Genomic DNA, 26724 nt, shown 5'->3' on the forward strand with positions numbered 1-26724 from the left:
GGCCAAGAAACGGAACGAGGCGGGACATGAGATTGTGGATCAAGGCGGTGGCGCTGGCAGCCGTCACCGCGTTGGCAGGCTGTGCGGGCACGCCGACACAGCGGGTGGTGACGGATGTCAGCATCGGGTCGGGCCAGACGGTCCGGGGCGCCTTCACCGGCGGCGCGGTGCCGCTGTTCGGGGATACCGCCCCCCATGTCTGGACCAGCGGCCACCCCTACAACCTGCCGGTGCATGGCGTGGACGTGGCCCGCTATCAGGGCGACGTGAACTGGCCTCTGGCGCGGCAGTCGGGCGTCAGCTTCGCCTTCATCAAGGCGACCGAGGGTGGCGACCACATCGACCCGATGTTCCGCCGCTACTGGGCCGAGACACGGGCCGCCGGCATCCCGCGCGGGGCCTATCACTTCTACTACTTCTGCCGCCGCGGGGCCGAGCAGGCGGCCTGGTTCATCGCCAACGTGCCGCGCGAACGCGGCGCGCTGCCGCCCGTCCTCGACCTCGAATGGAACAGCCATTCGCGGACCTGCCGCTATCGGCCGACGCCGGCCGAGGTGCAGCGCGAGGTCGCCATCTTCATGGACATGCTGACCCGCCACTATGGCCAGCGCCCAATCATCTACACCACCGTCGATTTCTACCGCGAGACCGGCGTGCGGAACGTGAATGCCGAGTTCTGGCTGCGTTCGGTCGCCGACCATCCGCGCGGCACCTATCCGGGCCAGCGCTGGAGCTTCTGGCAGTACACCGGCACCGGCACCGCGCCGGGTTTCCGCGGCAACGTGGACCTGAACGCCTTCGCCGGCAACCGCGCCCAGTGGAACCGCTGGCTGGCAATGCGGATGCAGCGCTGAGGCGATGACGCGGCGCGCGGCATTATGGGCCGAGTTCCCCAGCTTGTTCGTCGGCGAGCCGCTGGCCATCGCGCTGTTCCTGCCCCCGCGTGAGATGTTCGCGGCGCTGTTCGCTTTCGCCCTCGCGGGGCTTGGGCTGCTGTGATGGACCGGAAATTTCGACTGGCGCAACCTCTTGTGCGGGTGGGGGCGCGTAAGCTGGACCCGCAGCATCGCCTTCGCTGCACTGGTGGCGGTCACGGGGCTGGCCATCATGTGGCTGGCGCAGCCGGGCTTTCTGCTGGTGCTGTGGTGCCTTTATCCGCTGCTGTCGGCACTGCCGCAGGAGTTGATCTTCCGCTCGCTGTTCCTCCATCGTTATGCCGGGCTGTTTCCCGGCGAGGCGCAGGCGCATCTGATGTAATGGTCCTGGGTCGTGCTGGCGCTGACCTTCCTGGGCGGCCTGGTGTTCGCCCATGTCTATCTGCGCCGCGGCTTTCCGGCTGTCTGGGTGCTGCACGGCATCTCGGGCAACGCGCTATTCACGGTGGGCATTGGGACGGTATTTCTTCTCGGGCAACGTGGTGCAGCCGTTCTGACCGGCTTGACTTGATGGCCCGCGCGGCGTTCATGCGGCACCGGACCACAAGAGGACGCGCCATGAACGCCTATCGCAGCCACACCTGCGGCCAGTTGACCGCCGCCGACGCCGGGACCACCGTGCGCCTGTCGGGCTGGGTGCATCGGGTGCGCGACCACGGGGGCGTGCTGTTCATCGACCTGCGCGACCATTACGGCATCACGCAGGTGATCGCCGACAGCGACTCTCCGGCGTTTTCCACGCTGGAAAAGCTGCGGGCCGAGACGGTGATCCGCATCGACGGAAAGGTGAAGCTGCGGGACACGAACCTCGTGAACCCCAAGCTTCCGACCGGCGAGATCGAGGTCTATGCGACCGACGTCGAGGTGCTGGGCGCGTCAGAAGACCTGCCGCTGCCGGTCTTCGGCGACCAGGACTACCCCGAGGAAACGCGCCTCGCCTATCGCTTCCTCGACCTGCGGCGCGAGAGCCTGCACAACAACATCATGCTGCGCTCGCGGGTGGTGAAATGGCTGCGCGACGCCATGTGGGACGCGGGCTTCACCGAGTTCCAGACGCCGATCATCACGGCGTCCTCGCCCGAAGGCGCGCGAGACTTCCTCGTGCCCTCGCGCCTGCATCCGGGCAAGTTCTACGCGCTGCCGCAGGCGCCGCAGCAGTTCAAGCAGCTCATCATGGTGGCGGGCTTCGACCGCTATTTCCAGATCGCCCCCTGCTTCCGCGACGAGGACCCGCGCGCCGACCGCTCGCCTACCGACTTCTACCAGCTTGACGTGGAAATGAGCTTTGTCGAGCAGAAGGACGTCTTCGCTGCCATCCAGCCGGTGATCCAGCGGCTGTTCGAACAGTTCGGTAACGGCCGCCGCGTGGACAGCGAATGGCCGCTGATCCCCTATGTCGAGGCACTGAAGAAATACGGCACCGACAAGCCCGACCTGCGCAACCCGATCGAGATGGTGGACGTGTCCGAGCATTTCCGCGGCTCGGGCTTCGGCATCTTCGCGCGTCTGCTGGAGCAGGAGGGCACCGAGATCCGCGCCATTCCCGCGCCGACCGGCGGCAGCCGCAAGTTCGCGGACCGGATGAACGCCTTTGCCCAACAGCAGGGGCTGCCAGGGATGGGCTACATCTTCTGGCGCAAGGATGACACGGGCGCGACAGAGGCCGCCGGTCCCATCGCCAAGGCGCTTGGTCCCGAGAAGACCGAGGCCATCCGCACCGCGCTGAACCTGAACGAAGGCGATGCCGTCTTCTTCCTCGGCGGCAAGCCCTCGGACTTCGAGGCCGTCGCGGGCCGGGCGCGGTCCGAGATTGGGCGCGAACTCGGGCTGATCGACGAAAACCAGTTCAAGTTCGCTTGGATCGTCGATTTCCCGATGTACGAGAAGACCGAGGACGGCCGCATCGACTTCAGCCACAACCCCTTCTCGATGCCGCAAGGCGGGATGGAGGCGCTGGAGGGCGATCCGCTGAAGGTCCATGCCTACCAGTATGACCTCGCCTGCAACGGCTATGAGCTGATCTCGGGCGGCATCCGCAACCACACGCCGGACATCATGTTCAAGGCCTTCGAGATCGCGGGCTACGGCCGGGACGAGGTGGAAAAGCGTTTCGGCGGCATGGTCAAGGCCTTCCGCTATGGCGCCCCCCCGCACGGTGGCTGCGCGGCGGGGATCGACCGGATCGTGATGCTGCTGGCGGACGAGCAGAACATCCGCGAGGTCATCATGTTCCCGATGAACCAGCGGGCCGAGGACCTGATGATGGGCGCGCCCAGCGAGCCCACCAACGAGCAGTTGCGCGAGTTGCGCCTGCGGGTGCTGCCGAAGGACGCCTGAGATGGCAGTGCCCGAACGGCCACTGGGCGCGCCGGTTCCTGATTTCACGCCTCCTCTGCCACCCGGTCCCGACCGGATCGAGGGGCGGTTCGTCGTCCTGGAACGGCTCGACCCGGCGCGGCACGCGGATGACCTGTTCCAAGCCAACGACAGCCATGACGAGTTGTGGGACTACATGGGTTACGGCCCCTTCACGACCCGGGCCGACTACCGGACGTGGCAGGACTCCGTCGCTCTGGGCCGCGATCCCTTCTTCTACGCGCTGCGCGAGCGGGGGACGGGCAGGGTCGCGGGCGTGGCCTCGTTCCTGCGGATCGACCCGGCCAACGGCGTGATCGAGATCGGCCATATCCAGTTCGCGCCCGCCCTGCAGCGGACAGCGGCGGCGAGCGAGGCAATCATGCTGATGATCGCCTGGGCCTTCGGCGCGGGCTATCGCCGGGTGGAATGGAAATGCAACGCGCTGAACGCCGCCTCGATGCGGGCAGCCGGGCGCTATGGATTCGCTTATGAAGGCATCTTCCGCAACCACATGGTCATAAAGGGCCGCAACCGCGACACCGCCTGGTGGGCAATCACCGATACCGACTGGCCCGCAATCGCCGCCGCGAACGCGGAATGGCTGTCGCCCGGAAACTTCGACGCGCATGGCCGCCAGCGCCGCGGCCTGCGCGCCATCCGGTCAGGCTGACCTCGCCACGAGCGGAAACGAAAAGCCCCGGCCGGAGGACCGGCCGGGGCGGGGATGTCGGCTCTCGGCAGACGCCTCAGAGCGCCCAGGCGACTGAGACCTCGTGCCAGCCTTCCCAGATCATCTTCAGCGACACGAACAGGATGATGACCAGGCCGATCCAGGCGATCCAGCGATAGCGGTTGATGAGCCGGGCGATGAAGGTCGAGGCGAAGCCCATCAGCGCGATCGACAGCACAAGGCCGATGATCAGCACGTCGATGTGGTGCCGTGCCGCGCCGGCCACGGCCAGCACGTTGTCCAGCGACATCGACACGTCGGCGATGATGATCTGGGTCGCGGCCTGCGCGAAGGTCTTGCGCGGCGGCCCGCCCACGCGGCCGTCGTGGTCGAGGTCGGCGTCCTCGAGGACCTCGTGCGCCTCGACCTCGTGATGGGCGTGGCCCGCGCTGAGTTCGCGCCACATCTTGTAGCAGACCCACAGCAGCAAGAGGCCGCCGGCCAGCAGCAGGCCGGTGATCGCCAGAAGCTGCGTCGTGACCAGCGCGAATCCGATCCGCATGACGGTCGCGGCGATGATGCCGACGAGGATCGCCTTGTTGCGCTGGTCCTTGGGCAGCCCGGCCGCGGCCAGGCCAATCACGATGGCGTTGTCGCCCGCCAGCACCAGGTCGATCGCGATGACCTGGAACAGCGCCGCAAGCCAGTCTCCGGTGATGAAATCCATGCTGATCCTTTCGCTTCACCCGACCGCGAGAGCCGGCGTTCCGTTGCGGACGGCGGCAGCCGCCCGAGTCTCTCGCGCCGCCTAGCCCGGCGCGCCGCATAGACCCTGAGCCGTTCGAGGGCAATGCCCGCCAAACGGCAAGCGCACCATTCTGTCATGCGTCCGTCACGCTGGCCTGCGACATGGGCGCAGCTTTCACGAACAAGGGGGTTTTGTCCGTGCTGATCCGTTCCATGCTGACCTCGGCGCTTGCGCTTCTGGCCGCCGCCCCGGCGCTGGCCGAGCCGCATTTCAACCGCATCGCGAGCTTTGCGACCGTGGACAACATGGCCGAAGGGGAAGACCCCGCGCGCGAGACCTCGGCCGAGATCATGGCCGTGACCCCGGACGGCAGCATGCTGATCTATTCCGACAGCCCGCTGGGGGCGCTGGGGATGGTGGACATCACCGATCCGCGCCAGCCGAAGCCACTTGGTAACGTGCCGATGGACGGGGAACCCACCACTGCGGTCGTGCGCGGGACCCTTGCCTTCGTGGGCGTGAACACCTCGGACAGCTTCACCGATCCTTCGGGCGTGCTGCGGACGTTGGATCTGTCCAGCGGGCAGGTCATCGCCGGTTGCGATCTGGGCGGGCAGCCCGATGCCGTGGCGATCTCGCCTGCGGGCGACATGATTGCGGTGGCCATCGAGAACGAGCGCGACGAGGAGGTGAACGACGGGGCGCTGCCGCAGATGCCCGCAGGCTTCGTGTTGCGCCTGCCGGTCACCGACGCGGGCGTCGATTGCGCAGGGCTGCAGCGGATCGACCTGACCGGGCTGGCCGATGTCGTCCCCGAGGACCCCGAACCCGAATACCTGTCCTTCAACGAGGCGGGCGAGCTGGCCGTCACCCTGCAGGAAAACAACCATCTCGTGGTGATCGGCGCGGACGGGCAGGTGGCGGCGCATTTCAGCGCGGGCGCCGTCGATCTGGACGGGATCGATACCGAGGACGATGGCCGGCTGGATTTCACCGGCGCACAGCGCCAAGTTCCGCGAGAACCGGATGCCGTGGTGTGGCTTGACGACGACCATTTCGCCACCGCGAACGAGGGCGACTGGTAGGGCGGCTCTCGCGGCTTCACCATCTGGTCCAAGGACGGAAGCGTCGTCCATGAAAGCGGCACTGCGTTTGAACGCGCGCTCATCGCCATCGGCCACTACCCGGACGGCCGTTCCGACAACAAGGGCGTCGAGCCCGAGGGGATGGCCTTTGCCGCCTATGGCGACCAGCGGCTGCTGTTCGTCGGTTCCGAACGCGGCAGCGTGGTGGGGGTTTATGACGTCGCCGACCCGGCGGACCCGCGGCTGCTGCAACTGCTGCCCTCGGGCATCGGGCCGGAGGGGCTGACACCCATTCCCGCGCGCAACCTGTTCGCCACCGCGAACGAGACCGATCTGGGCGAGGACGGCGGCGCCCGTTCCCATGTCATGATCTACGAGCGCACCGAGGGACCTGCCGCCTATCCGACGCTGACCAGCGAAGGCAGCGAGCCGCTGATCGGCTGGGGCGCGATCTCGGGCTTGGCCGTCGATCCGGCGGATGACACCCGGCTTTTCGCCGTCAGCGACAGCGCCTATTCGGCCGAACCTGCGATCTACACGATCGACGCGGCCGCGACGCCCGCGCGGATCACCGCGAAGACCATCGTGACCCGTGACGGCCAGCCTGCCGAAAAGCTGGATCTGGAGGGGATCACATCGGACGGGCATGGCGGCTTCTGGCTTGCCTCGGAGGGCGATGCCGGGAAGGACGTGCCCCACGCCGTTCTGCGCGTCGATGCCTCGGGCGCGATCACGGACGAGATCGGCCTTCCTGCGGCGCTGGACCCGCATCAGACGCGGTTCGGCTTTGAAGGCATCGCGCTGGTCGAGGACAAGCTGTGGCTGGCCGTCCAGCGCGAATGGGGCGACGATCCCGAGGGGCAGACGAAGCTTCTGCAACTGGACCCCGCCACACAGGACTGGGCCGCCGTCCGCTATCCGCTGGACAGCGGCGAGGGCTGGGTCGGGTTGTCCGAGATCGCCCGCCACGGCGACCACCTTTATGTGATCGAGCGCGACAACCTGATCGGTCAGGCCGCCCGGCTGAAGGCCATCACCCGGATTCCGCTGGCCGACCTGAACCCTGCGCCCTTGGGCGGCGAGTTGCCGCTGGTCACGAAAGAGCCGGTGCGCGACCTCATTCCCGACCTGCTGGGCTGGGGCGGCTTTGTGCAGGACAAGGTGGAAAGCCTCGCCATCGCCTCGGACGGCACCGCATGGATCGCCACCGACAACGACGGGGTGGAGGATGCTTCGGGCGAAACCTTTATCTGGTCGGTCAGGCTGGACTGACCCGCTGCGGCAGACAAGGGGCTGCAGACAAGGGAAAGGGGAGCCTGCAGGCTCCCCTTTCCGCATTCCTGCGGGGCGCGTCAGTTCAGGGGCGCGGGCGGGACGGATGCCGCGTCGCCTGTATCCGGGGTGGCTGCATCGGTGCCATTCGTGGGGGTGGCGGTTCCGCCGACCTGTGGGGCGGGTTCCTGCGGCGCTGCCTGGCCGCCGGATACGGGCGGGGCCGCCGGTGCGGATTGCACGGCGCCAGCGGGGTCCGAGGGCGACAGCGGGGCGGGTTGCGGCGCAAGCGACCATCCGGGCGACCCGGCCGGCTCGCCCGCAGCCTGCGGCGGGACGGGCGGGGCAGGGCGCCCCTCGCCCTCCGGCGGCATCCCCTCGCCGTGACGATGTCCGTCCATCATGCCGGAATGATGGCCGTCCCCCGGACCATGCCCTTTGCCGGGCATCTTACCATGGTGGTGTCCCCGGCCCTTGCCGGGACCGCAATCGGCGGTCCCGCCCGCCGGCAGCAGCGTCCACACGCCGGTCACCTGCGCCGTCAGCGTCAGCTCTCCGGTCTCGACGGGGGTCGAGGCATCCGCCTCGGCCGCCCGCGCCATCATCGCCATGAGGCGGGGGCTGCCCGACATGCTCGTGTCGGTCAGCGACACCAGCGGTCCCACTTCCATTCCGGCGGCGTCAGCGATCACCCCGGCGCGGCGCCGGGCCTCGGTCACGGCCGCTGTGCGGGCGCGGTCCTCGGTCGCGGCGGCGTCCTCGCGCGAGAAGCCGATGCCCTGCACGTCGGTCGCGCCGGCCCCGACCATGGCGTCCAGCATCTCGCCCAAGCGGGGCAGGTCGCGGATGCGGGCGGTCACGATGTTCTGCGCCTGGTAGCCGGTGATGACCGGCGGCTGCCCTTCGCGCGAATAGTCCTGGATCGGCGACAGGTTCAGCCCCTGCGTCTGCAGGTCGGCCGGGGCCACGCCCTGCGCCCGCAGCGCCTCGATCACTGCCGTCTGGCGCGCGGCATTGTCGGCCATCGCCTGCGCGGCGGTGGGGGCCTGCGTGGTCACGCCCAGCGACACCGTGGCAAGGTCAGGCGCGACGCTGGCGCGGCCTTCGCCCTGCACGTTGATCGTCGCGGGCTTGCCGCATCCATGCCCCGCAGGATGGGCCGACACCGGCCACGCTGTCAGCGCAAGCGCCGCCGTGCCCGCCAGCGCGGCCGGGATGAGTGAGAAAGTTTGGGCCATGGGCGCTCCTTGAGAACAGTTCCGCGACGGGCAGGCTGCCGCTCGTCGGCGCCAGTCTGGCCCCTTGGGCGCAACTTCGCAATTTCGCCGGGGGCCTTTCACGAGACGGTGTTTCGCTTTGCACCGCGCCGCAGTTGGGTTATCCATGGGTTGAGCAGAAACGGACCGGATCGCGCATGAACGACGACCGGCCAGAACGGAAAAGCCCCGCCCATGAGCACGCGTTCCGCGCCCGAATACGCCCTGTCCTTCAGCAGTGAGGCCGTCCACCTGATGGAACGCGCAGGCTCGCCCGCCGCGACATCCATCCAGTGGAAGGAAAAGGCGGTCGCGGCCTTCGATGCGCCGGATTTCAGGGCCGAGATGACGCGGCTTCGCAAGCTGGCGGCGAACGGGCCGGATGCGCGCGTGGCGCTGATCATCCCCGACGACCAGATCCTCTACACCTCGCTGCCGGTGGGCGAGGAGGTCCGCAGGACCGCCGACCTGGGCCGCGCGCTGGACGGGCTGACGCCCTATCCCGTGGCCGATCTGGCCTGGGACTGGCGGCCGGAGGGCGCGGGCGACGTGCGCGTGGCGGCGGTGGCGCGGCAGACGCTGCGCGAGGCCGAGGATTTCGCCCGCCGCCACGGTTTTGCGGCCGAGGGTTTCCTGGCGGATCCGCCCGAAGGGGTGTTTCCCGCGACTCCCCAGTTCGGCGGCAAGGACTGGACAAGCGGGACGGCCTTGGGCGACGCCGACCTGCCGGGAGACGCCGTGCAGGATGTCGCGGCCGCTTCGCCGCCCGAGGTGGCAGAGGCCCCGACCGATTCCCCGGCCAAGACCGCCGGCAGCGCCTCTGCCGATGATCATGGAGAGGTCGGGATCGCTGCCCTGCAGGATTCGCCCGCCGTGCAGCCCGAGGCCGCTGCCTCTGTTGCCGAGGTATCCCCCGCGCCCTTGTCACCCGCAGGTCCGCCCGACGCGGATGAGGCAGGGGATGTGGGCGAATCGACCTCGGACAATGGCGCATCCGCGGGGGACACTGGGGATGAGGAGAAGAGGGCCGGCCGCATCGACCTGTCCCCTGACCGGCCACAGGCAGAAGCGGATGCCGCAACCCTTTCTGAGACCCCGGCTGACAGCCTTGCAGCCGAGCCGGAGGCTGGTCCGACCACGCAGGCCCCCGCGCCGGCCGAGGCAGTGGGCGAGGTCCCGCCGGCGGCGATTACGCCCGCTGCAGCAGACACGCCTGCCGAAACCCGGCCCATAGGCTCTCCGGCTCAGCCGATAGCGCCGGTCGCAGTGCGCAAGGACGCTAGGCCAGAGGGTCGTGGTGCTTCCGGGATGGTTCCGACGGCGCGCCGTCCCGCAGCACCGTCGCCCGAACAGGCGCGCGTCTCACCCGGTCGCGCGCCGATCATCCCCGAAGGTCCGGCGGTTCCATCCGGCCGCCATCCCGGCGCGCGGGGCGGTGTCGGGGCGCTGCTGGTGATGCTGGGCGCGCTGCTGCTGGGACTGGTGCTGATCTGGGCTTTCGCGACGCCCGGTCCCGGTGACACGCAGACTGCCGGAACACCTTCTCCGGAAGTCGAAAGCGCGACCCTGGACGCAACGCAGCCCGCAGCGAGAACAACGTCTGCGTCTGCGCCGCCTGCAGCTCCGCCTTCAGCGCAGCCGTCTGCTTCCTCGACAACGACGCTCGAACCCGCGCAGGGGCGTCCGGCAGCAACGGTGCCACCTGCCGCACGGACGGTTGAAAGCACTGTTCCGGCGGGTGCAGCCGCCGTGCCCCCTGCTGCTGATGCGGCGCAGCCCGTGCTTTCTGCCCCTCTGGCGGGACCGTCCGAACCCCCCCCGAGCAGCGCGGCACCCGTGCCGGAGCCTGCAGCCACGCCTGCTGCTCGGGCCACGTCCAGCAACGACCCGGCCAATGCCGGGATCTCTGCTGTCCCGACAGCGCCATCGGCACCGGACGCGGCTAACGTCTCGGCGGCCCCGACCGGCAGAATCGGGGGGCCAGCGGGACCACATGAAGAACCTGCCGTGACGTCGCGGCCCGGCGCGCGAGAACCTGCCGCTTTCCCTGCCGGAACAAGCGCATTGGCCCCGAACGAACGCGCGCCTGCGCAAATGCAGGCAGCTCCTTCGGCGCCGACCACCCCCACCGTGGTGGAGCCAGCCGCGAACCGTGCTTCCGCCGAGGAAAACCCGGCGGCCACCCGCGCGGAACTCGCTGCGGCAGCGCCCGCCGCCGTCCCCGCGGCGCGGCCGTCTGAGGCACCTTCTGAGGCGCCTGCTGAACGGGCAGAGGCTCCCTCTGCGGCAGCCCCAGTCGCGCCGACCCCGGTGATCCGACCGTCGAACGCACCGCGGCGCCCTGCGCCTGCGGCTGCCCCCTCCGCCTCGCAGGCTGATCCGCTTCCTGCGGTGGTGCCCGGCCGCAGCGCGCTGACCCGTTCGGAACGGCCAAGCTCTCGGCCCGCTGCGGCGCCGGCCCAGCCTTCGCGGGCGGCTGAACCTGCCCGTGCGGCGGCACCCGGCCGCGCCTCCTCGGCGCCGGCACCCGCCGCCTCGCGCCCGGCAGCCCCCCCGCGCCCCGAGGCCGCGCCGCGGGCAGCGGCACAGCCGCAGGCAACCAGCGCCTTGCCGGTGTCCCCGGCTCGGCCGCGCCCGCGTCCCGAGGAAGGCTCGGCCGATGAGTCCGTGACAGCCGCCGAGATGACCCCGCAGGAACGCGTGGCGGCGGATTCTCTGCTGTTCGATCTTTACGCCGCCACTCCGTGGCTGCCGCGCCTGTCACTCCCCGCGGGGGCGGGAGAGCGTTATGCCGAAAGCCGGCCGTCCCGCCGTCCCGGCAGCGGTTCGGCTGTGGATGCGGCAATCGCCGAAGCCGTCGCGGCAAAGCCGGCGGCGGCTCGGGGTGATCGCCCGGCCAAGCGCGCGGCGGCAAAGCCCGCCGCCCCTGCCGATGCTGCAAGCGCCCCCGTCAGGACCGCGGCCAACACCAGGGGCCGGCCGGTTGCGCGGCCCGCCCGCGGGACCACGCCCGCGCCCTCGGCTGTCGAAGCCGCGCTTGCCGAAGCCGTCGGCACCAACGCCGGGGCGGAGCCTGCGATCATGGCCGCCGCCGCATCGCTCGTGCCCGTCCGCAAGCCTGCCCGTGCGACGTCTGCCGCGCCGGAAACCGTTGCGCTGGCGGCCGCGACCACCATGCGGCCGCGTCCCGACGCGACGGCTTCGATGACGGCCCCCGCGATGCCTCCGGCCGCCAGCGTCCAGCCCGCCCCGGCGGAAGCCGCCCAGCGGCTGCGGGATGAGGGGCTGCAGCGGCAGGCCGAGGAACGCGCCCGCCAGAGCGCCGCTGCGGACGCACGGGCCGACCTGCAGGCCCGCGCCGCTGCCGAAGCCCGCGCCCGCGCCCAGGCCGAGGCCGAGGAGCGCGCCGCCATCGCCGCGCGCGGCAGCTACCGCCCGCCCGAGGTCGATGACGAGCCCGAGATCGCCCAGAAACCGGTCGAGGGCCGCACCGCCGGCGATGTCGCGAAGAACGCAACGGTGCGCGGGATCGAGCTGAACAAGACGCAGGTCATCGGCGTGATCGGCGCGGGGCGGGCCAGCCGCGGGCTGATCCGCCTTCGCAACGGCAAGATCGTGACGGTGCGCCTGGGCGACCGGATCGACGGCGGCGCGATCAACTCGATCGGCAATGGCAAGATCAGCTACGTCAAGGGCGGGCGCACCTACAACCTGCCGATCCTGAACGGCCGCTGACCTAGCGGCAGTAGCTTTGACTGCGGGTCCAGCCCGCGATCTCGCCGCGCTGCCGGTCGGATCGCAGCGGCAGCCAGTTGCGCGCAAGACCCGTCCAGCCGGAATTGCCTGCACCGCTTCGGCCCGCGATCGCGCCGTCCCGCGCGACTGCCTGCGCCATGATCCGCACGGCGCAGCGCGCGTTGGCCGCACCGTCCGTCATCGCGCCGCCGCAGCCGTTCGCCCGCGCGTCCGGCAACGAGATCTGCATCAGCGGCAGCCGCCTTTCGCGGGCTTCGGGCCGGGCGTCCCGCTCGACTATGGCCGAGACCAGCCCGGCCCAGAAGGCCGCCCGGTTCTCTCGTGTCTGGCGGGCGTAGCCGGGGCAGAACTGCATCACGTCGGCGGGCAGGGCAGAGAGCAGCGTGACGCCTTCGGATTCCAGCGCTCCAAGCGCCGCCTGCTTCCATTCCATGTCCCCGCTCACGCCATCCGTAGCGGGGGTCTGGGCGTCAGGGGTAAGCCATCCGGTGATCGAGGGACGCCCTGCCGGGGCAATGGTGGGGGCGGTCGTCGCCTGCCGTGCGGCCTCGGTCACGCCGCAGCCGGCAAGCACCGCGACCGCCAATGCCGCAAGCATCTTGCGCTGCATGGTGTTTCCCTTCCTTTTCCGGTCCGTGACCTAGCCTGCGGGACGCCCGCCCTCAACCGGCATCGCGGGACCGGCGCAGGCGGCCCTTGTCTCCAAATGGCCCCGGCAATAGAAACCACCGCAACACTGCCGGAGGCCACCATGCTCGACCACCTTTCCTATACCGCCCCCGAACCCAGGGTCATCGCCGGGGCCAAGGGCGACTGGGAACTGGTCATCGGGCTTGAGGTCCATGCGCAGGTCGCCTCGAACGCCAAGCTGTTTTCCGGCGCCTCGACGGCTTTCGGGGCGGAACCCAACTCGAACGTCAGCTTCGTGGACGCGGCGATGCCGGGGATGCTGCCGGTCATCAACGAATTCTGCGTGGCGCAGGCGGTCCGCACCGGGCTGGGCCTGAAGGCGCGGATCAACCTGTTCAGCGCCTTCGACCGCAAGAACTACTTTTACCCCGACCTGCCGCAAGGCTACCAGATCAGCCAGCTTTACCACCCCATCGTGGGCGAGGGCGAGATCATCGTGGACATGGCCCCCGGCATCGCCCGCCGCGTCAGGATCGAACGCATCCACCTGGAACAGGACGCCGGCAAGTCGATCCACGACATGGACCCGAGCTTAAGCTTCGTGGACCTGAACCGCACCGGCGTCGCGTTGATGGAGATCGTGAGCCGTCCCGACATCCGCGGCCCCGAGGAGGCGGCGGCCTATGTCGCGAAACTCCGCCAGATCATGCGCTATCTGGGCACCTGCGACGGCAACATGCAGAACGGCAACCTGCGCGCCGACGTGAACGTGTCGGTCTGCAAGCCCGGCGATTACGAGCGTTTCATCGAGACCGGGGATTTCTCGGTCCTCGGCACCCGCTGCGAGATCAAGAACATGAACTCGATGCGGTTTATCCAGGCGGCCATCGAATACGAGGCCCGCCGCCAGATCGCCATCATCGAGGACGGCGGCACGGTGGTGCAGGAAACCCGCCTCTACGATCCCGACAAAGGCGAGACCCGCTCGATGCGGTCGAAGGAGGAAGCGCATGATTACCGCTACTTCCCCGACCCCGACCTGCTGCCGCTGGAAATCGAGCAGGGCTGGGTGGACGACATCGCGGCCTCGATGTCGGAACTGCCGGATGAGAAGAAGGCGCGCTTCGTCACGGGCCTCGGCCTTTCGGAATATGACGCGGGCGTGCTGACGGCCGAGGTCGAGAACGCCGATTTCTTCGAGGCGGTCGCCGGTGGACGCGACGGCAAGCAGGCCGCGAACTGGGTCATCAACGAATTGTTCGGCAGGCTGAACAAGCAGGGGCTGTCCATCGGCGAAAGCCCGGTGTCGGCGGCACAGCTTGGCGGCGTGCTGGACCTGATCGCCAGCGGGGAAATCTCGGGCAAGATGGCCAAGGATCTGTTCGAGATCGTCTGGACCGAAGGCGGCGACCCGGCCGAAATCGCGCAGGCGCGGGGCATGAAGCAGGTCACCGACCTCGGCGCCATCGAGGCGGCGGTGGACGAGATCGTCGCCGCAAATCCGGCGCAGGTGGAAAAGGCCAAGGCGAACCCCAAGCTTGCGGGCTGGTTCACGGGGCAGGTGCTGAAGGCCACCGGCGGCAAGGCGAATCCCGCGGCGGTCAATGAGCTGGTGGCGAAAAAGCTCGGGCTCTGAGCCCCGGCCATCTGCAACGCTGGCGAGGAAAAGGGCGTTCGGCTAAAACTGACGCGACCGGGGCGCAAGGAGCGTGCGATGCAAGCCTATGAATACACCGTCCTGCCCGCGCCGAACCGGGGCGAGAAGATCCGCGGCGCCCGCAGCGGCGCCGACCGCTTCGCCCATGCGCTGGCGACCGAGATCAACCGGATGGCGCAGGCGGGCTGGGAATATGTCCGCGCCGAGACGCTGCCCTGCGAGGAACGCAGCGGCCTGACCAGCCGCACGACCGTCTACCACAACCTGCTGGTCTTCCGCCGCGCGCTCGCCCCCGCGCAGGTGCAGCAGGACGTGGGCACGCAGCGGCCGCTTGCGGCCTCGCACGAGGCGGGACCCGCCCTGCGCCCTCTGGCTGCCGTGCAGCCGGCGGCAAAGGCGCCCGAGGCGGCGGTTCAGGCAGATCCTCCGCCTGACTGGCCGGACGGCGATGGGGCTGCCGAGACCGCGCGCTCCGAACCCGCCAGGGCGGAAGCCGCGCGGGTGGACGATTATGACGAGCCGGGTTTTGACCCCGACCGCGCCGAGGCTTCGGCCGAAGCGCCGCCCTTCGTCCAGCGCCCGCCGCTTTCCGCACAGCGGCCGGAAACCCGCACGGGCGGCATCTTCTCGGAACCCATGCCGGGGAATGGCGGCCGGCTGGGTCCTGCCGAACGCTGATCCGGACGGAATTTCGCCGTCACGCAGCCGTCGCGGCCCTGTCACGCTCCTGCCGGACCTCCCGGCACGTTGTGAACCGCGCCAGGAACGTGATCCTGTTCATCGCCGACGGCAACGGGGCCGGCACGAACTGCGCCATCTGCCGGTATTCCGGCCAGTTGGAAGACGGCCGCGTTCTTCCCCGACGCGGTTCTGCCGCAACTGCACGCGATCCTCGGTGATATGCGTTCGGCGCTGTCGATTCTTGCAGTGGCGGCAGGTATTGGTGACGCTCGCGGAACTGGGCGCGCTGACGCTGGTAGGGCGCTGTTCGCGGGACAGTTCGCCCTGCTGTGCGACAGGGGGCGCCCACGCGTTTCGTCCTGTCGGTCGCCCAGGGCTTTGCCGCCGTTCTGATCCTTGCCAGCACCGGGGCTATATCCTTATGGCGCTGGTCGCCCGCATCATGTCCGAGCGGCTCGGCCCTGCCGTCCCCGCCTCGCTGAGCTGGCCCGAGATCCCCATGGTCGCCGGTTTCGTCTGCCTGATGCTGCTGGTGGCGCCGATCTTGGCATGGCAGCAACTGCGCCGCGACCGCTACCAGTGCGGGGGGCGCTGATCGGCCAGGGGGATGGTGCCCTCGTCGGCCTCGCGCCCGGCCTCGCGTTCCATCAGCAGGCCGACATGGCGGGACAGGCGGGCGATCTCGGCCGCCTGCCGGGTGACCACGTCTGACAGGTCCTCGACGCTGCGCTGAAGATGGGCGATCCGCTCCTCCAGCGCCTGCAACTTGTCCATGCCGCACCCTTCCGTTAAGCGATGCCCGCGACCTGAAGGAAGATCCCCCATGGCCAAGGAACAGAAACCGCGCCGCCCGCGCGCCGAGACCCCCAAGGGCTTTCGCGACTATTTCGGGCCGGAGGTCACGGAACGCAAGGCGATGCTGGACCGCATCGCGGCCGTCTACCACCTGCACGGCTTCGAGGCGCTGGAAACCAGCGGCGTCGAGACGGTCGAGGCCCTGGGCAAGTTCCTGCCCGACGTGGACCGCCCCAACGCCGGGGTCTTCGCCTGGCAGGAGGAAGCGGTCCCCGGAGGCGGCGCGGGCGACTGGCTGGCGCTGCGCTATGACCTGACGGCGCCCTTGGCGCGGGTCGCGGCGCAGTATCGCAACGATCTGCCCTCGCCCTACCGCCGTTATGCGATGGGACCGGTCTGGCGTAACGAGAAGCCGGGGCCGGGGCGTTACCGGCAGTTCTACCAGTGCGACGCGGATACCGTGGGCGCGGCCAGCGTCGCGGCGGATGCCGAGATCATCGCCATGCTGGCCGATGCGCTGGAAGCCGCGGGGATCGCCCGCGGCGACTATCTGGTGCGGGTAAACAACCGCAAGGTCCTGAACGGTGTGCTGGAGGCTGCGCGCGTCCAGCCCGATCAGGCGGCGGACGTGCTGCGCCAGATCGACAAGTTCGACAAGGTCGGCGAGACCGGCGTGCGCGAATTGCTGACCACCGGGCGCCTTGATGCCTCGGGGGCCGAGATCGAGGGCGTTGGTCTGGACGCCTCGCAGGCCGAGCCGGTGCTCCGCTTTCTGACCTCGAAGGGCGGCGACAACGCCGCCACGCTGGAGAACCTGCGGGCGGCCGTCGGCGGCTCGGCCACAGGGGCCGAGGGCGTGGACGAACTGGCCCAGATCGCTGCGATGCTGGACGCCATGGGCATGGGCGCGGATCGGGTCGTCATCGACCCCTCGGTCGTGCGCGGCCTTGGCTATTACACCGGCCCGGTGTTCGAGGCGGAACTGACCTTCGAGATCCTCGACGACAAGGGCCGCAAGCGCCAGTTCGGCTCGGTCGCGGGCGGCGGGCGCTATGACGACTTGGTCGAGCGCTTTACCGGGCAGAAAGTGCCCGCGACGGGCATCTCCATCGGCGTGGACCGGCTGCTGGCCGCGCTGCGCGAGAAGGGGCTGGCGGGGGCCGAGGCTGCGGGGCCGGTCGTCGTCACCGTCATGGACCGCGACCGGATGGCCGACTATCAGGCCATGGCGTCGGAACTGCACGCTGCAGGTATCCGGGCCGAGGTTTATCTTGGCAATCCAAAGAACTTCGGCAATCAGTTGAAGTATGCTGACAGGCGCGGCGCACCCGTGGCCGTGATCCAGGGCGCGAACGAAGCGGCGCAGAATGTCGTGCAGGTGAAAAACCTCATTCTCGGCGCAAAGATCGCTACGCAAGCCTCGGTCGAGGAATGGAAATCCCAGCCCGCGCAGGTCGAGGTTCCGCGCGAAAATCTGGTCGCCACCGTCCGCGAGATGCTGACGCGATGATCTCCCGCACCGTCAAGGCGGCGGTGGGCCGGCGCATCCTCGACGCCTTCCGCGCGGCTGGCGCGGTCGAGGTCGCCCCGGACATCCTGCTGCCCGCCGATACCCTGCTGGACCTGTACGGAGAGGACATCCGCGCCCGCGCTTACCTCACCACCGACCCGATCCGCGGCGAGGTCGTGCTGCGCCCCGACTTCACCGTGCCCGTGGTGCGGATGCACATGGCGCAGGGCGCGGAACCTGCCCGCTATTGCTATCTGGGCGAGGTCTTCCGCAAGCAGGACCACGGCGACACCCGGCCCGCCAACCCCCGCGACAACGAATCCCTGCAGGCCGGGTTCGAGCTGTTCTCGCGCGACCCCGACGCCGATGCCGAGGTCTTCGCGCTGTTCCACTGTCTTCTTGCCCCATGCGGCCTGACGGCGACGATGGGCGACATGGATCTGCTGCTGGATGCCGTGGCGGGCCTGCCGCTGTCGGCCCCGCGCCGAGCGATGCTGGCGCATCACATCTGGCGGCCCAAAAGGTTCGAGCGCCTGCTCGACCGCTTTTCAAAGGTCGAGCAGCCCCGGCATTTCGCCGTCAACAGCGCCCCTTGGACCGGGTTGCGGACCGAAGCCGAGATGGCGGCCCGCATTGCCCGGCTTGAGGCCGCCGCCGAAGGTCCGCCGCTTGCCCCCGAATGGCGCGAACGACTGCACCGGCTGTTTTCCGTTGCCGGCCCCGCGCCCACGGCGGTGGATGAATTGCGCGTCCTGGCCGACCACATCCCTGCCATCGCCGAAGCGATGGAACGGCTGGCCGCCCGACTGAAGGCCATCGCAGCCCGCGGCATCGATCCGGCCACGGTCCGCTTCGACACCAGCCATGGACGGCGGACGATGGAATATTACGACGGCATGACCTTCTCCTTCACTGCCGAGGGGCGTCCCGACTGGCCGCCCGTCGCTTCGGGCGGCCGTTATGACGCGCTGACAAAGGTGCTGGGGCAGGGCGAGGCGATCCCCGCCGTCGGCGGCATCATCCGTCCGGGCCTTGTCACGGAACTGGAATGCGCGCCATGCTGAAGCTGGGCCTGCCGTCCAAGGGCCGCCTGATGGAGCAAAGCTTCGACTGGTTCGCCGCGCGCGGCATCCGCCTGGCCCGCACCGGGTCCGACCGCGAATATGCCGCCCGCGCCGAAGGCGTCGAGGGTCTGTCCTTGGTGCTGCTGTCGGCGGGCGAGATCCCGCGCGAACTCGCTGCCGGGCGCATCCAGCTTGGCGTGACCGGCTCCGACCTCGTCCGCGAAAAGCTGGCCGGCTGGCGGTCCGACGTGGTGGAACTGGCACCGATGGGCTTCGGCCATGCCGACCTTGTGCTGGCTGTGCCCGCCTGCTGGCGCGACTGCGAGGGCCTGGACGATTTCGCCGCCATCGCCCGCGACTTCCGCGCCGCCCATGGCTTCCGCCTGCGGATCGCCACCAAGTATCATCGGCTGGTCCGCGCCTTCCTGTCGGAACACGAGGTCGCCGACTACCAGCTTGTGGACAGCCAGGGCGCGACCGAGGGCACCGTGGCGAACCTGACCGCCGAGGCCATCGCCGACATCACCTCGACCGGAGAGACGCTGCGGGCGAACCACCTGAAGATCCTGCCCGATGCGCTGGTCCATGCAAGCCAGGCCACGCTTTTCGCCAACCGCGCCGCCGCGGGGACCGCGCCCATGCGCGAGCTTGCGCTGCGGTTGGGCATCGCGCAGGGCTGAGCCTGCAACCCCGCTGCTTCCCGCCGCGTTCGTGTGCCGAAGGAGCCGCCATGCGTCACCTCGTCCTGCTTGCCATGCTGCTTGCCACTTCGGCTCATGCCTCGACGGAAGAAGCATGGGCCGAGATGCGCGCTGACGTGGCAACCAAGTGCCGTGCGCTGCTGCCCGAGGGCGCGGCCGCCACGATCGAGGTCAACCCCTTCGGGTCCGAACGCTTCGCCGCGGCCCTCGTCACCCTGCAGGCCGAGGAGCGTGTCGAGCGAGTGATCTGCATCTACGAAAAGCAGACCGGGGTGACCGAGCTGACCACGCCCTTCGACTGAAAGGGACCGTTTCCCGTTCTCGCGCGTTGGCCCGCGTCACAGCCGGAAAGGGAGACCGTCATGGTCGAAGCAAGCGAGATCAGGGAACACATGGAGGTCGTCGGCGCCGACGGAGTCCATGTCGGCAAGGTCGATGGGGTCGAGGGCGACCGCATCAAGATGGTCCGCAAGGACGAAGAGCATGGGCAGGACGACAAGCACCACCATTACGTGCAACTGTCGGCCGTGACCTCCACGGATGGCGGCAAGCTGTGGCTTTCGGCGGATGCCGCAAATGCCGGGCAGTTGTTCGAGGAAGAGGATGGCTCGCCCGTAAAGCTGGGCGAAAACAACAGCCAGCGGTGATCGCGAGAACGGCCGGCGCGCAGGCGCCGGCTGGTTCCGCCCGTGCGTCACGGTTGCGGAAGATGCCCCGTCTGCCGCGCGGCAGCGATTTCAGGGTCCGTGGTGCTGCCTGAGATTACAGGCCCACCAGCGCCCGCGCGAACTCGCTCGGCTCGAAGGCGTCGAGATCGTCGATCTGCTCGCCCACGCCGATGGCATGGATCGGCAGGCCGAACCTGTCGGCCAGCGCCACCAGCACGCCGCCGCGCGCGGTGCCGTCCAGCTTGGTCATCACCAGTCCCGACACGTCTGCCAGCTTGCGGAAGGTTTCCACCTGGCTCAGCGCGTTCTGGCCAGTGGTCGCGTCCAGCACCAGAAGGGTGTTGTGGGGCGCCGAGGGATCCTTCTTGCGGATGACGCGGACGATCTTGGCCAGTTCCTCCATCAGGTCGGCGCGGTTCTGCAAGCGGCCCGCGGTGTCGATCAGCAACAGATCGGCCCCGTCCGCCTCGGCCCGCGTCATCGCGTCCCAAGCGAGGCTCGCCGGGTCCGAGCCCTGCGCCGCCACCATCACCGGCACGCCCGCGCGGCTTCCCCAGACCTGCAACTGCTCGACCGCCGCCGCACGGAAGGTGTCGCCCGCCGCGATCACGACGTTCTTGCCGGCGGCCTTGAGCTGGCTGGCAAGCTTGCCGATGGTCGTGGTCTTGCCCGAGCCGTTGACGCCCACCACCAGCACGACCTGCGGCTTCTTCGGATACAGCGGCAGCGGACGCGCGACGGGGGTCATGATCCGCGTCACCTCGTCGGCCAAAGCCTGCTTGAGTTCGGTCGCGCTGATGCGGCGGCCCATGCGGCCTTCGGCGATGTTCGCGGTCACCCGCAGTGCGGTGTCGGTGCCCATGTCGGCCGAGATCAGCATATCCTCCAGTTCCTCCAGCATCGCATCGTCAAGCTCGCGCCGCGCCTCGGCAGGGGCGGTCTCGGTGCGGCCGAACAGGCGGCCCATCAGGCCGGGGCGGGATTCAGTCGGCTGGGGGGCGGCTGCGGGCTGCGGGGACGCAGCGGGGGCGGCGGGCACAGGCTCGATCCTGCGCGGGGCGGGTTGCTCGGCGGGCGGGGGCGACTGGTCGGCATGGTCCGCGACAAGGCTGTCAAGTCCACCGCCGATCTTCGACGAGGACTTCGTCAGACGCTCGCGCAGCTTGGAAAAGAACGACATGCCGGGCCACCTTTCGTTGTGCTGCGGAAACTAGGGCTTCGGGCGCGAAAGGGGAAGGGCAGCGCCGGGGTGGCCGAAGCTCATCCTGAGCAAGAGGAACCGTGGGCGCCCTGCATAGACCTTCGGCGCGGCACGGGGGCGCGTTCACCCGCCGTCGCGCTGTCCCTTCAGCCGCGCGGTCCAGTCCTCGACCGCCATGTTGTCCAGCCGCCGACGGGCCAGCGCCCGCCAGCCCTCGGACAGCACCGCCAGTTCCGCCATGGCCGCCAGTTCCGCCCGGTTCAGCCGGTCGCGGTAAAGGACGTGCCACAGCCGGTCCAGCGTCCAGTCGGGGGCGCGGCGGTCCGCCAGCACCAGCCCGTCGCCCGGCGCGACCATGCCCGGTTCGATCACCCGGTAATACCAGCCGGTGCGGGCGCTGTCCTGCACGCGGCGGGCCATGTCGGGAATGCCAAAGCGGATGTTCAGCTTCCAGCAGGGCTGGCGGGCCTGCGACACCTCGACCAGCGCGGCGCCCAGACGGAAGCGGTCGCCCACGGCGACGCCGGATTCCGTCAGCCCGAGGCTCGACAGGTTCTCGCCGAAGCCGCCGGGGGCGAGTTGCGGCAGGTCGCCCAGATCCGCGCGCCACGACGGACAGTGGCCCGCATCATAGTGATGGACAGCCTTCTCCGGTCCGCCGTGGCGGGGATCGGCTTGGGCGTCGCCCTCGAAGCCCTCGGTCCCCAGCCACAGAGGCCGGTCCATGGGATGCTTGCCGATGGCGCTGAGAACGCCCGGCGCGATGGGCGCGACCCCGCCGATGCGGATGGGGCCGAGAGGGATCATCGGAACGCTCGTGAAAAAGGGGCGGCAGGTTGCGCCGCCCCTTCATGCCTTGGTCCGGCGGCGGGGCAAAGCCCCGTGCCGGTCGCGATCAGGCCTTGTCGAGATAGATGTCGACCAGCTTGCCCAGCATCTCCAGCGCATCCTCGCGCGAACGCTGGAAGCTGTTGCGGCCGATGATCGAGCCGTTGCCGCCGCCGTCGCGGATCGCGCGGGCATCCTCGTAGACCGCGTCCGAACCCTTGGCAGCACCTCCCGAGAAGATCACGATCCGGCGGCCGCCGAAGGCCGCGTCCATGCAGTGACGCACACGGGCGGCCTGCGTGGAAATGTCGATGCCCTGATCCTGGTAGACCTTCTTCGCGTCCTTGTTCTCAAGATGGTCGGTGGACAGCTTGATCTTGATGACATGGGCGCCCAGCAGCGCCGCGATCTGGGCGGCATAGGCCGCGATGTCGATGGCGGTTTCGCCGTCCTTGCTGATCGCCTCGCCGCGCGGATAGGACCAGATCACCGTCGGGATGCCATAGGCCGCAGCCTCGGCCCGCATTTCGGAAATCTCCTCGAACATGTCCAGCGCCATGTCCGAGCCGGGATAGATGGTGAAGCCGATGGCCGCGCAGCCCAGCCGCGCCGCGTCCCGCACGGTGGCGACAACGGCCTGGTTCTTGCCAGCCGTGTCGCTCATCAGCGAGTTGGCGCTGTTGCATTTCAGGATCGTCGGGATCTGGCCTGCAAAGGTGTCGGCCCCCGCCTCGATCATCCCCAGCGGCGCGGCATAGGCGTTCAGGCCTGCGTCGATCGCCAGCTTGTAGTGGTAATGGGGATCATAGCCCAGCGGGTTCTTGGCAAAGGACCGCGCGGGGCCGTGCTCGAAGCCCTGGTCCACGGGCAGGATGATCATCTTGCCGGTGCCGGCAAGTTTCCCGGTCATCAGCATCCGGGCCAGGTTGCCCTTCACCCCGGGGTTCTCGCTCTCGTAATTGGCAAGGATCTTCTTGACGGTGTCGGTCATCTGCATCGGGCTGGCTCCGCGTTGGTCATTGTCGGCGTTCCCATATCAGACAAGTGCGGGAACGAAAGGGCGGTTGCGCTAACGGGTCCGTTCCGCACGGATCGGCGGGCGGAACGGGGCGCCTTCGAGCAACGTTACCGTGCCGAAAGCAGAGCCATCGGGAAGAAAGGCATCCCATGTCCCACAACGACAACATTCCAGGGCGTTCCGCCCGCCGCCATCGGCCGGCGATCTGGGCCATCGCCGTCGCAATCGGGCTGGCGGTGGTCGCCTTACTGCTGTTCGCGCCGATGGGCGGCGACCCTGAGACCGGCGATGTCGAGATCATCGCGCCCGGCACCGACGCCCTGCAGTCGGACGGCGCCACCAGCACGGACGCAGCGCCGCCGGCCAGCAACTGATCCACCATCCATGAAAAGGGCGGCCGCCGGGCCGCCCTTGCGCCTTGCGGCAGCCGTTCTCAGCGCTTCGAAGCGATCAGCGCGGCCACGCCGGGCAAGTCCTTGCCTTCCATCCATTCAAGGAAGGCACCGCCCGCGGTCGAGATGAAGGTGAAGTCACCCGCCACCCCCGCCTTGTTCAGCGCCGCGACCGTGTCTCCGCCGCCCGCGACCGAGATCAACTGGCCCGCCCGCGTCATCTCGGCGGCCACCTTTGCGGCGGCGTTGGTCGCCGCGTCGAACGGCTCGATCTCGAAGGCGCCGAGCGGGCCGTTCCAGATCAGCGTCCGGCACTGGCCGAAGACCTCGCGGATCTTCGCCACCGTCTGCGGGCCTGCGTCGAGGATCATCGCATCGGCGGGGCAGGCGTTGGCGGGGACCACCTCGCTGGGGGCGTTGGCGGCGAACTCGCGGGCGATCACGACATCGACCGGCAGGTGGATGGTGCAGCCTTCTCCCTGCGCCCGCGACAGGATCTCGCGGGCGGTGTCGGCCATGTCGCGCTCGGCCAGGCTTTTCCCGACCTCGATGCCCTGGGCCACCAAGAAGGTGTTGGCCATGCCGCCGCCGATCACCAGATGATCGACCTTGGAGATCAGGTTCGACAGCAGGTCCAGCTTGGTCGAGACCTTGGCCCCGCCGACGATGGCGACGACCGGTCGCTCGGGCGTGCCCAGCGCGGCGTCCAGCGCATTCAGCTCGGCCTCCATCAGCTTGCCGGCCCCGGCGGGCATCAGCCGCGCCAGCCCCTCGGTCGAGGCATGGGCCCGGTGCGCGGCCGAGAAGGCGTCGTTCACATAGGCCTGGCCAAGCGCTGCCAGCGAGGCGGTGAAGGTCTGGTCGTTCTCCTCCTCGCCCGGATAGAAGCGGGTGTTTTCCAGCAGCAGCACGTCGCCCGGCTTCAGCGCGGCGACCGCGCGCTTGGCATCGCCGCCGATCGCCTCATCGGCGAAGGCGACGGGCTGGCCGAGCGCCTGTTCCAGCGCGGGCAGGATCTGCTGGAGACTCATCTCATCGACGCGCTTGCCCTTTGGCCGGTCGAAATGGGCCAGCAGGACGGGGATGCCGCCCTTGCCCTGGATCGCCTTGACGGTCGGCACGATCTTCTCGATCCGTGTTGCATCGGTGACTCGGCCACCCTCGACCGGCACGTTCACGTCCACGCGGGTCAGGACGACCTTTCCGTCCAGGTCCATGTCGTCAATGGTATTGAAGCGCGCCATCGGGCATCCTTCCTGCCTTGAGGATTTGTCCGTGCTTGTCGCCAAAGGGTGACGGCGCGTCAACTCTGCGTCAACCGCCCCTGTCCATGGCGGACCCATGCGGGGCGTCAGGCGTTGCGTCGGTGCCGCGGCCCGCCTAGACCGGCGCCGCAGAAACGAAAGGAACCCCGATGGCCGAGATCAAGGACCCGGAGAACACGATCATCATCGAGCTGAAGGACGGCCGCGTGGTGGTCGAGCTTCTGCCCGACGTCGCCCCCAAGCACACAGCCCGGATGAAGGAACTGGCCCGCGCCGGCAAATACGACAACGTGGCCTTTCACCGCGTGATCGAGGGTTTCATGGCCCAGACCGGCGACGTCCAGCACGCCAACATGGAAAAGGACTACAACCCCGGCCGTGCGGGCACCGGCGGGTCGGACATGCCGGACTTGCCGGCCGAGTTCTCGAAACTGCCGCACGCCCGCGGCACCATCGGGGCGGCGCGGTCGCAGAGCCCCAACAGCGCCAACAGCCAGTTCTTCATCAACTTCAAGGACAACGATTTCCTGAACGGCCAATACACCGTCTACGGCCAGGTGATCGAGGGGATGGAGCACGTGGACAAGATCGCCCGCGGCGAGCCGCCGGCGAACCCGGACCGCATGATCTCGATGAAGGTTGCCGCCGATGCGTAAGCTGCTGATCTCTTCTGCCCTGATCCTGTCCGGGGGCATGGCCGCCGCGCAGGACGCCCCGCAGGCCACCGATGGTCCCGGTCCCAACATGGTGATCGAGGTCGCGGATGCCGCCGGCAACGCCAAGGGCACGATCGTGCTGGACCTGCTGGCCGACAAGGCCCCGAACCATGTCGAGCGGCTGGTAACACTGGCGCAGCAGGGCGCCTATGATGGCGTCGTCTTCCATCGCGTGATCGACGGCTTCATGGCCCAGACAGGCGATACCGAATTCGGCAAGCAGGGCGCGGACCTTTCTCGCGCCGGCATGGGCGGGTCGGACCTGCCGGACCTGAAGGCCGAATTCAATGACGAAAGCTTCCAGGCCGGCACCGTGGGCATGGCCCGCAGCCAGGACCCGGACAGCGCCAACAGCCAGTTCTTCATCGACCTTGCCCCGGCGCCGTTCCTTGACGGACAATACACCGTGGTGGGCCAGCTTGTCGAAGGCTGGGACGTGCTGAACGCGATCAAGAAGGGCGACTCGAACGCCAATGGCGCGGTCGAAGAACCCGACTACATGGCGCGCGTCACCATCGCCGAGTGATCCCCATGGAACCCCCGCCGCGGCGGGGGTTCTTCGTTTCCGGGTGGCGCGCGCCACGGAAAATCCCGGTCTTTCCCTCACATGCGCGCCAGCGGCCTCATCCGCTCGGAACCCTCTTCCCCGCCATCGGTTCGGACCAGAGGCCAAGGAGGACAGAGGGTGAGCGAAGCCGGAAAGAAGATCGACGACCATGCGCCACCCGATCTGCCGGCGGAAGCCCGTGACAGCTATGGGGATGCGCTTGATCTCGGGGCTGCGGAAACGCTGGTGCTTGGGTTTCTTGCCGGCGTGTTCATCGCCTTCGGCTCGGTCGCCTTTCTCGTGGTGATGGCGGTTCCCGAAGGGTCGGTTCCCTTCGGCATCCTGCAGGTGGGGGCGGGACTTGCCTTTTCGCTGGGCCTGATCCTGGTGCTGGTGGCAGGGGCCGAGCTGTTCACCGGCAACACCCTCATGCTGGGGCGGCTGTTCAAGGGGCAGTCCTCGTTTTCCGCGATCGGGCGCGCCTGGGCGCTGGCATGGACCGGCAATCTCGCGGGCTCGGTCTTCGTGGTGGTCCTGTTCATCGCCGCCGGCGGGCATGAGGCGGGCGAGGGGTTGCTGGCCTCGGCCGCGCTGGAGGTCGCCGGGCAGAAGACGGCCAAGTCGGCGGGGGCGACATTCGCCTCGGGCATCCTGGCCAACATGCTGGTCTGCCTTGCGGTGTGGATGAGCTATGCCGCCCGCACCACGCAGGGCAAGATCCTGGCGCTGGTGCCGCCGATCGCGGCCTTCGTGGCGGCGGGACTGGAACATTCCGTCGCCAACATGTCGCTGATCCCGATGGGACTGGGGGTGATGTGGCTGGACCCCGCCGCCGGGGCCGACCCCTCGTTGGGGATGGGCGGGATGGCGGCCAACCTGTTCTGGGCCACGCTGGGCAACATCGTGGGCGGCGGGTTGATCGCCGGCTGCTACTGGTTCGCCTATGACCGCGACGGCTGAGTTCCGCCGCC

The 26724-nt window shown here is 68.9% G+C and carries 27 protein-coding genes and 1 pseudogene; 20 read left to right on the forward strand and 8 right to left on the reverse strand.

Annotated elements, in window-relative coordinates; translation table 11 throughout:
- Positions 1–26 precede the first annotated feature (26 nt).
- Genes H5395_RS09685 through H5395_RS09700 form a run of 6 tightly spaced genes read left to right on the forward strand, consistent with a single transcriptional unit; the run spans position 27 to position 3963 of the window.
- A complete protein-coding gene (locus tag H5395_RS09685; protein WP_182792371.1) occupies positions 27–854 on the forward strand; it encodes a GH25 family lysozyme in 828 nt (275 codons plus the stop codon).
- Positions 855–858: 4 nt separating this feature from the next.
- Positions 859–999, forward strand: coding sequence for a hypothetical protein (locus H5395_RS18905; RefSeq protein ID WP_255440588.1), 141 nt, complete (start codon positions 859–861; stop codon positions 997–999).
- Between the two features lie 30 nt (positions 1000–1029).
- Complete coding sequence (locus tag H5395_RS18910) at positions 1030–1257, forward strand: hypothetical protein (protein WP_255440590.1); 228 nt, start codon at positions 1030–1032, stop codon at positions 1255–1257.
- Between the two features lie 12 nt (positions 1258–1269).
- A complete protein-coding gene (locus H5395_RS18915; RefSeq protein WP_255440591.1) occupies positions 1270–1446 on the forward strand; it encodes a hypothetical protein in 177 nt (58 codons plus the stop codon).
- A gap of 47 nt (positions 1447–1493) precedes the next feature.
- Complete coding sequence (gene aspS, locus H5395_RS09695) at positions 1494–3272, forward strand: aspartate--tRNA ligase (protein WP_182792372.1); 1779 nt, start codon at positions 1494–1496, stop codon at positions 3270–3272.
- A 1-nt stretch (position 3273) separates the two neighbouring features.
- Positions 3274–3963, forward strand: coding sequence for a GNAT family N-acetyltransferase (locus tag H5395_RS09700; protein WP_182792373.1), 690 nt, complete (start codon positions 3274–3276; stop codon positions 3961–3963).
- A 76-nt stretch (positions 3964–4039) separates the two neighbouring features.
- On the opposite strand, the gene H5395_RS09705 is transcribed toward H5395_RS09700, so the two are convergent.
- The gene (locus tag H5395_RS09705) at positions 4040–4690 is read right to left on the reverse strand and encodes a TerC family protein (protein ID WP_182792374.1); all 651 of its coding nucleotides are present in this window, start codon (positions 4688–4690) and stop codon (positions 4040–4042) included.
- Positions 4691–4872: 182 nt separating this feature from the next.
- On the opposite strand from H5395_RS09705, the pseudogene H5395_RS09710 reads away from it, so the two are divergent.
- Positions 4873–7068, forward strand: a pseudogene (locus tag H5395_RS09710) (esterase-like activity of phytase family protein).
- Between the two features lie 80 nt (positions 7069–7148).
- Here the strand turns inward: H5395_RS09710 and H5395_RS09715 are convergent.
- Complete coding sequence (locus H5395_RS09715) at positions 7149–8306, reverse strand: SIMPL domain-containing protein (RefSeq protein WP_182792375.1); 1158 nt, start codon at positions 8304–8306, stop codon at positions 7149–7151.
- Between the two features lie 213 nt (positions 8307–8519).
- Between H5395_RS09715 and H5395_RS09720 the strand changes: the two genes are divergently transcribed.
- Positions 8520–12059 carry a hypothetical protein gene (locus H5395_RS09720; protein WP_182792376.1) on the forward strand — a complete coding sequence of 1180 codons (3540 nt, stop codon included), beginning with the start codon at positions 8520–8522 and terminating at the stop codon, positions 12057–12059.
- 1 nt (position 12060) lies between these two features.
- Here H5395_RS09720 and H5395_RS09725 read toward each other — a convergent pair whose 3' ends face one another.
- Complete coding sequence (locus H5395_RS09725) at positions 12061–12690, reverse strand: hypothetical protein (protein ID WP_182792377.1); 630 nt, start codon at positions 12688–12690, stop codon at positions 12061–12063.
- A 141-nt stretch (positions 12691–12831) separates the two neighbouring features.
- On the opposite strand from H5395_RS09725, the gene gatB reads away from it, so the two are divergent.
- The 3 genes from gatB to H5395_RS09740 all read left to right on the forward strand — a co-directional run bounded on the left by gatB (position 12832) and on the right by H5395_RS09740 (position 15643).
- Positions 12832–14346 carry an Asp-tRNA(Asn)/Glu-tRNA(Gln) amidotransferase subunit GatB gene (gene gatB / locus H5395_RS09730; RefSeq protein WP_182792378.1) on the forward strand — a complete coding sequence of 505 codons (1515 nt, stop codon included), beginning with the start codon at positions 12832–12834 and terminating at the stop codon, positions 14344–14346.
- Between the two features lie 78 nt (positions 14347–14424).
- Entirely contained in the window at positions 14425–15045 is a 621-nt protein-coding gene (locus H5395_RS09735; RefSeq protein ID WP_182792379.1) for a DUF4177 domain-containing protein, read from the forward strand.
- Between the two features lie 424 nt (positions 15046–15469).
- Entirely contained in the window at positions 15470–15643 is a 174-nt protein-coding gene (locus H5395_RS09740) for a hypothetical protein (RefSeq protein WP_182792380.1), read from the forward strand.
- Here the strand turns inward: H5395_RS09740 and H5395_RS09745 are convergent.
- Entirely contained in the window at positions 15622–15822 is a 201-nt protein-coding gene (locus H5395_RS09745; RefSeq protein ID WP_182792381.1) for a SlyX family protein, read from the reverse strand. The genes H5395_RS09740 and H5395_RS09745 overlap by 22 nt on opposite strands.
- Before the next feature lie 49 nt (positions 15823–15871).
- On the opposite strand from H5395_RS09745, the gene hisS reads away from it, so the two are divergent.
- Genes hisS through H5395_RS09770 form a run of 5 tightly spaced genes read left to right on the forward strand, consistent with a single transcriptional unit; the run spans position 15872 to position 19765 of the window.
- A complete protein-coding gene (hisS, locus tag H5395_RS09750; protein ID WP_182792382.1) occupies positions 15872–17353 on the forward strand; it encodes a histidine--tRNA ligase in 1482 nt (493 codons plus the stop codon).
- A complete protein-coding gene (locus H5395_RS09755) occupies positions 17353–18417 on the forward strand; it encodes an ATP phosphoribosyltransferase regulatory subunit (protein ID WP_370576431.1) in 1065 nt (354 codons plus the stop codon). The genes hisS and H5395_RS09755 overlap by 1 nt, the downstream gene beginning before the upstream one ends.
- Positions 18411–19097 carry an ATP phosphoribosyltransferase gene (hisG, locus tag H5395_RS09760; RefSeq protein ID WP_182792440.1) on the forward strand — a complete coding sequence of 229 codons (687 nt, stop codon included), beginning with the start codon at positions 18411–18413 and terminating at the stop codon, positions 19095–19097. Before H5395_RS09755 ends, hisG begins: the two co-directional genes overlap by 7 nt.
- A gap of 50 nt (positions 19098–19147) precedes the next feature.
- Positions 19148–19420, forward strand: a complete 273-nt coding sequence (locus tag H5395_RS09765; RefSeq protein WP_182792384.1) for a hypothetical protein — start codon at positions 19148–19150, stop codon at positions 19418–19420.
- 60 nt (positions 19421–19480) lie between these two features.
- On the forward strand, positions 19481–19765 hold the full coding sequence (locus tag H5395_RS09770; protein WP_182792385.1) for a DUF2171 domain-containing protein: 285 nt from the start codon (positions 19481–19483) through the stop codon (positions 19763–19765).
- A gap of 115 nt (positions 19766–19880) precedes the next feature.
- Here the strand turns inward: H5395_RS09770 and ftsY are convergent, their stop codons facing one another.
- The 3 genes from ftsY to H5395_RS09785 all read right to left on the reverse strand — a co-directional run bounded on the left by ftsY (position 19881) and on the right by H5395_RS09785 (position 22812).
- Positions 19881–20966 carry a signal recognition particle-docking protein FtsY gene (gene ftsY / locus H5395_RS09775; protein WP_182792386.1) on the reverse strand — a complete coding sequence of 362 codons (1086 nt, stop codon included), beginning with the start codon at positions 20964–20966 and terminating at the stop codon, positions 19881–19883.
- A gap of 144 nt (positions 20967–21110) precedes the next feature.
- Complete coding sequence (locus H5395_RS09780) at positions 21111–21794, reverse strand: MOSC domain-containing protein (protein WP_182792387.1); 684 nt, start codon at positions 21792–21794, stop codon at positions 21111–21113.
- Positions 21795–21882: 88 nt separating this feature from the next.
- Entirely contained in the window at positions 21883–22812 is a 930-nt protein-coding gene (locus H5395_RS09785) for a class I fructose-bisphosphate aldolase (protein WP_182792388.1), read from the reverse strand.
- A 170-nt stretch (positions 22813–22982) separates the two neighbouring features.
- Between H5395_RS09785 and H5395_RS09790 the strand changes: the two genes are divergently transcribed.
- Complete coding sequence (locus H5395_RS09790) at positions 22983–23207, forward strand: hypothetical protein (RefSeq protein WP_182792389.1); 225 nt, start codon at positions 22983–22985, stop codon at positions 23205–23207.
- A 59-nt stretch (positions 23208–23266) separates the two neighbouring features.
- Here H5395_RS09790 and pgk read toward each other — a convergent pair whose 3' ends face one another.
- Positions 23267–24469, reverse strand: a complete 1203-nt coding sequence (gene pgk, locus H5395_RS09795) for a phosphoglycerate kinase (protein WP_182792390.1) — start codon at positions 24467–24469, stop codon at positions 23267–23269.
- 170 nt (positions 24470–24639) lie between these two features.
- Here pgk and H5395_RS09800 point away from each other — a divergent pair, with 170 nt between their 5' ends.
- From H5395_RS09800 to H5395_RS09810, 3 genes are all read left to right on the forward strand, one after another.
- Positions 24640–25146, forward strand: a complete 507-nt coding sequence (locus H5395_RS09800) for a peptidylprolyl isomerase (protein WP_182792391.1) — start codon at positions 24640–24642, stop codon at positions 25144–25146.
- Complete coding sequence (locus tag H5395_RS09805) at positions 25139–25732, forward strand: peptidylprolyl isomerase (RefSeq protein WP_182792392.1); 594 nt, start codon at positions 25139–25141, stop codon at positions 25730–25732. Before H5395_RS09800 ends, H5395_RS09805 begins: the two co-directional genes overlap by 8 nt.
- Before the next feature lie 159 nt (positions 25733–25891).
- The gene (locus H5395_RS09810) at positions 25892–26713 is read left to right on the forward strand and encodes a formate/nitrite transporter family protein (RefSeq protein WP_182792393.1); all 822 of its coding nucleotides are present in this window, start codon (positions 25892–25894) and stop codon (positions 26711–26713) included.
- The last annotated feature ends 11 nt before the right edge of the window (positions 26714–26724 follow it).

The sequence above is a fragment of the Paracoccus sp. MC1854 genome (genome assembly GCF_014164635.1).
Taxonomy (GTDB): domain Bacteria; phylum Pseudomonadota; class Alphaproteobacteria; order Rhodobacterales; family Rhodobacteraceae; genus Paracoccus.

Bases quoted from the DNA above. Each gene is read 5' to 3' on its own strand.
- H5395_RS09685 (WP_182792371.1), top strand. From the start codon at position 27: ATGAGATTGTGGATCAAGGCGGTGGCGCTGGCAGCCGTCACCGCGTTG.
- H5395_RS18905 (WP_255440588.1), top strand. From the start codon at position 859: ATGACGCGGCGCGCGGCATTATGGGCCGAGTTCCCCAGCTTGTTCGTC.
- aspS (WP_182792372.1), top strand. From the start codon at position 1,494: ATGAACGCCTATCGCAGCCACACCTGCGGCCAGTTGACCGCCGCCGAC.
- H5395_RS09700 (WP_182792373.1), top strand. From the start codon at position 3,274: ATGGCAGTGCCCGAACGGCCACTGGGCGCGCCGGTTCCTGATTTCACG.
- H5395_RS09705 (WP_182792374.1), bottom strand. From the start codon at position 4,690: ATGGATTTCATCACCGGAGACTGGCTTGCGGCGCTGTTCCAGGTCATC.
- H5395_RS09715 (WP_182792375.1), bottom strand. From the start codon at position 8,306: ATGGCCCAAACTTTCTCACTCATCCCGGCCGCGCTGGCGGGCACGGCG.
- H5395_RS09720 (WP_182792376.1), top strand. From the start codon at position 8,520: ATGAGCACGCGTTCCGCGCCCGAATACGCCCTGTCCTTCAGCAGTGAG.
- H5395_RS09725 (WP_182792377.1), bottom strand. From the start codon at position 12,690: ATGCAGCGCAAGATGCTTGCGGCATTGGCGGTCGCGGTGCTTGCCGGC.
- gatB (WP_182792378.1), top strand. From the start codon at position 12,832: ATGCTCGACCACCTTTCCTATACCGCCCCCGAACCCAGGGTCATCGCC.
- H5395_RS09735 (WP_182792379.1), top strand. From the start codon at position 14,425: ATGCAAGCCTATGAATACACCGTCCTGCCCGCGCCGAACCGGGGCGAG.
- H5395_RS09740 (WP_182792380.1), top strand. From the start codon at position 15,470: ATGGCGCTGGTCGCCCGCATCATGTCCGAGCGGCTCGGCCCTGCCGTC.
- H5395_RS09745 (WP_182792381.1), bottom strand. From the start codon at position 15,822: ATGGACAAGTTGCAGGCGCTGGAGGAGCGGATCGCCCATCTTCAGCGC.
- hisS (WP_182792382.1), top strand. From the start codon at position 15,872: ATGGCCAAGGAACAGAAACCGCGCCGCCCGCGCGCCGAGACCCCCAAG.
- hisG (WP_182792440.1), top strand. From the start codon at position 18,411: ATGCTGAAGCTGGGCCTGCCGTCCAAGGGCCGCCTGATGGAGCAAAGC.
- H5395_RS09765 (WP_182792384.1), top strand. From the start codon at position 19,148: ATGCGTCACCTCGTCCTGCTTGCCATGCTGCTTGCCACTTCGGCTCAT.
- H5395_RS09770 (WP_182792385.1), top strand. From the start codon at position 19,481: ATGGTCGAAGCAAGCGAGATCAGGGAACACATGGAGGTCGTCGGCGCC.
- ftsY (WP_182792386.1), bottom strand. From the start codon at position 20,966: ATGTCGTTCTTTTCCAAGCTGCGCGAGCGTCTGACGAAGTCCTCGTCG.
- H5395_RS09780 (WP_182792387.1), bottom strand. From the start codon at position 21,794: ATGATCCCTCTCGGCCCCATCCGCATCGGCGGGGTCGCGCCCATCGCG.
- H5395_RS09785 (WP_182792388.1), bottom strand. From the start codon at position 22,812: ATGCAGATGACCGACACCGTCAAGAAGATCCTTGCCAATTACGAGAGC.
- H5395_RS09790 (WP_182792389.1), top strand. From the start codon at position 22,983: ATGTCCCACAACGACAACATTCCAGGGCGTTCCGCCCGCCGCCATCGG.
- pgk (WP_182792390.1), bottom strand. From the start codon at position 24,469: ATGGCGCGCTTCAATACCATTGACGACATGGACCTGGACGGAAAGGTC.
- H5395_RS09800 (WP_182792391.1), top strand. From the start codon at position 24,640: ATGGCCGAGATCAAGGACCCGGAGAACACGATCATCATCGAGCTGAAG.
- H5395_RS09805 (WP_182792392.1), top strand. From the start codon at position 25,139: ATGCGTAAGCTGCTGATCTCTTCTGCCCTGATCCTGTCCGGGGGCATG.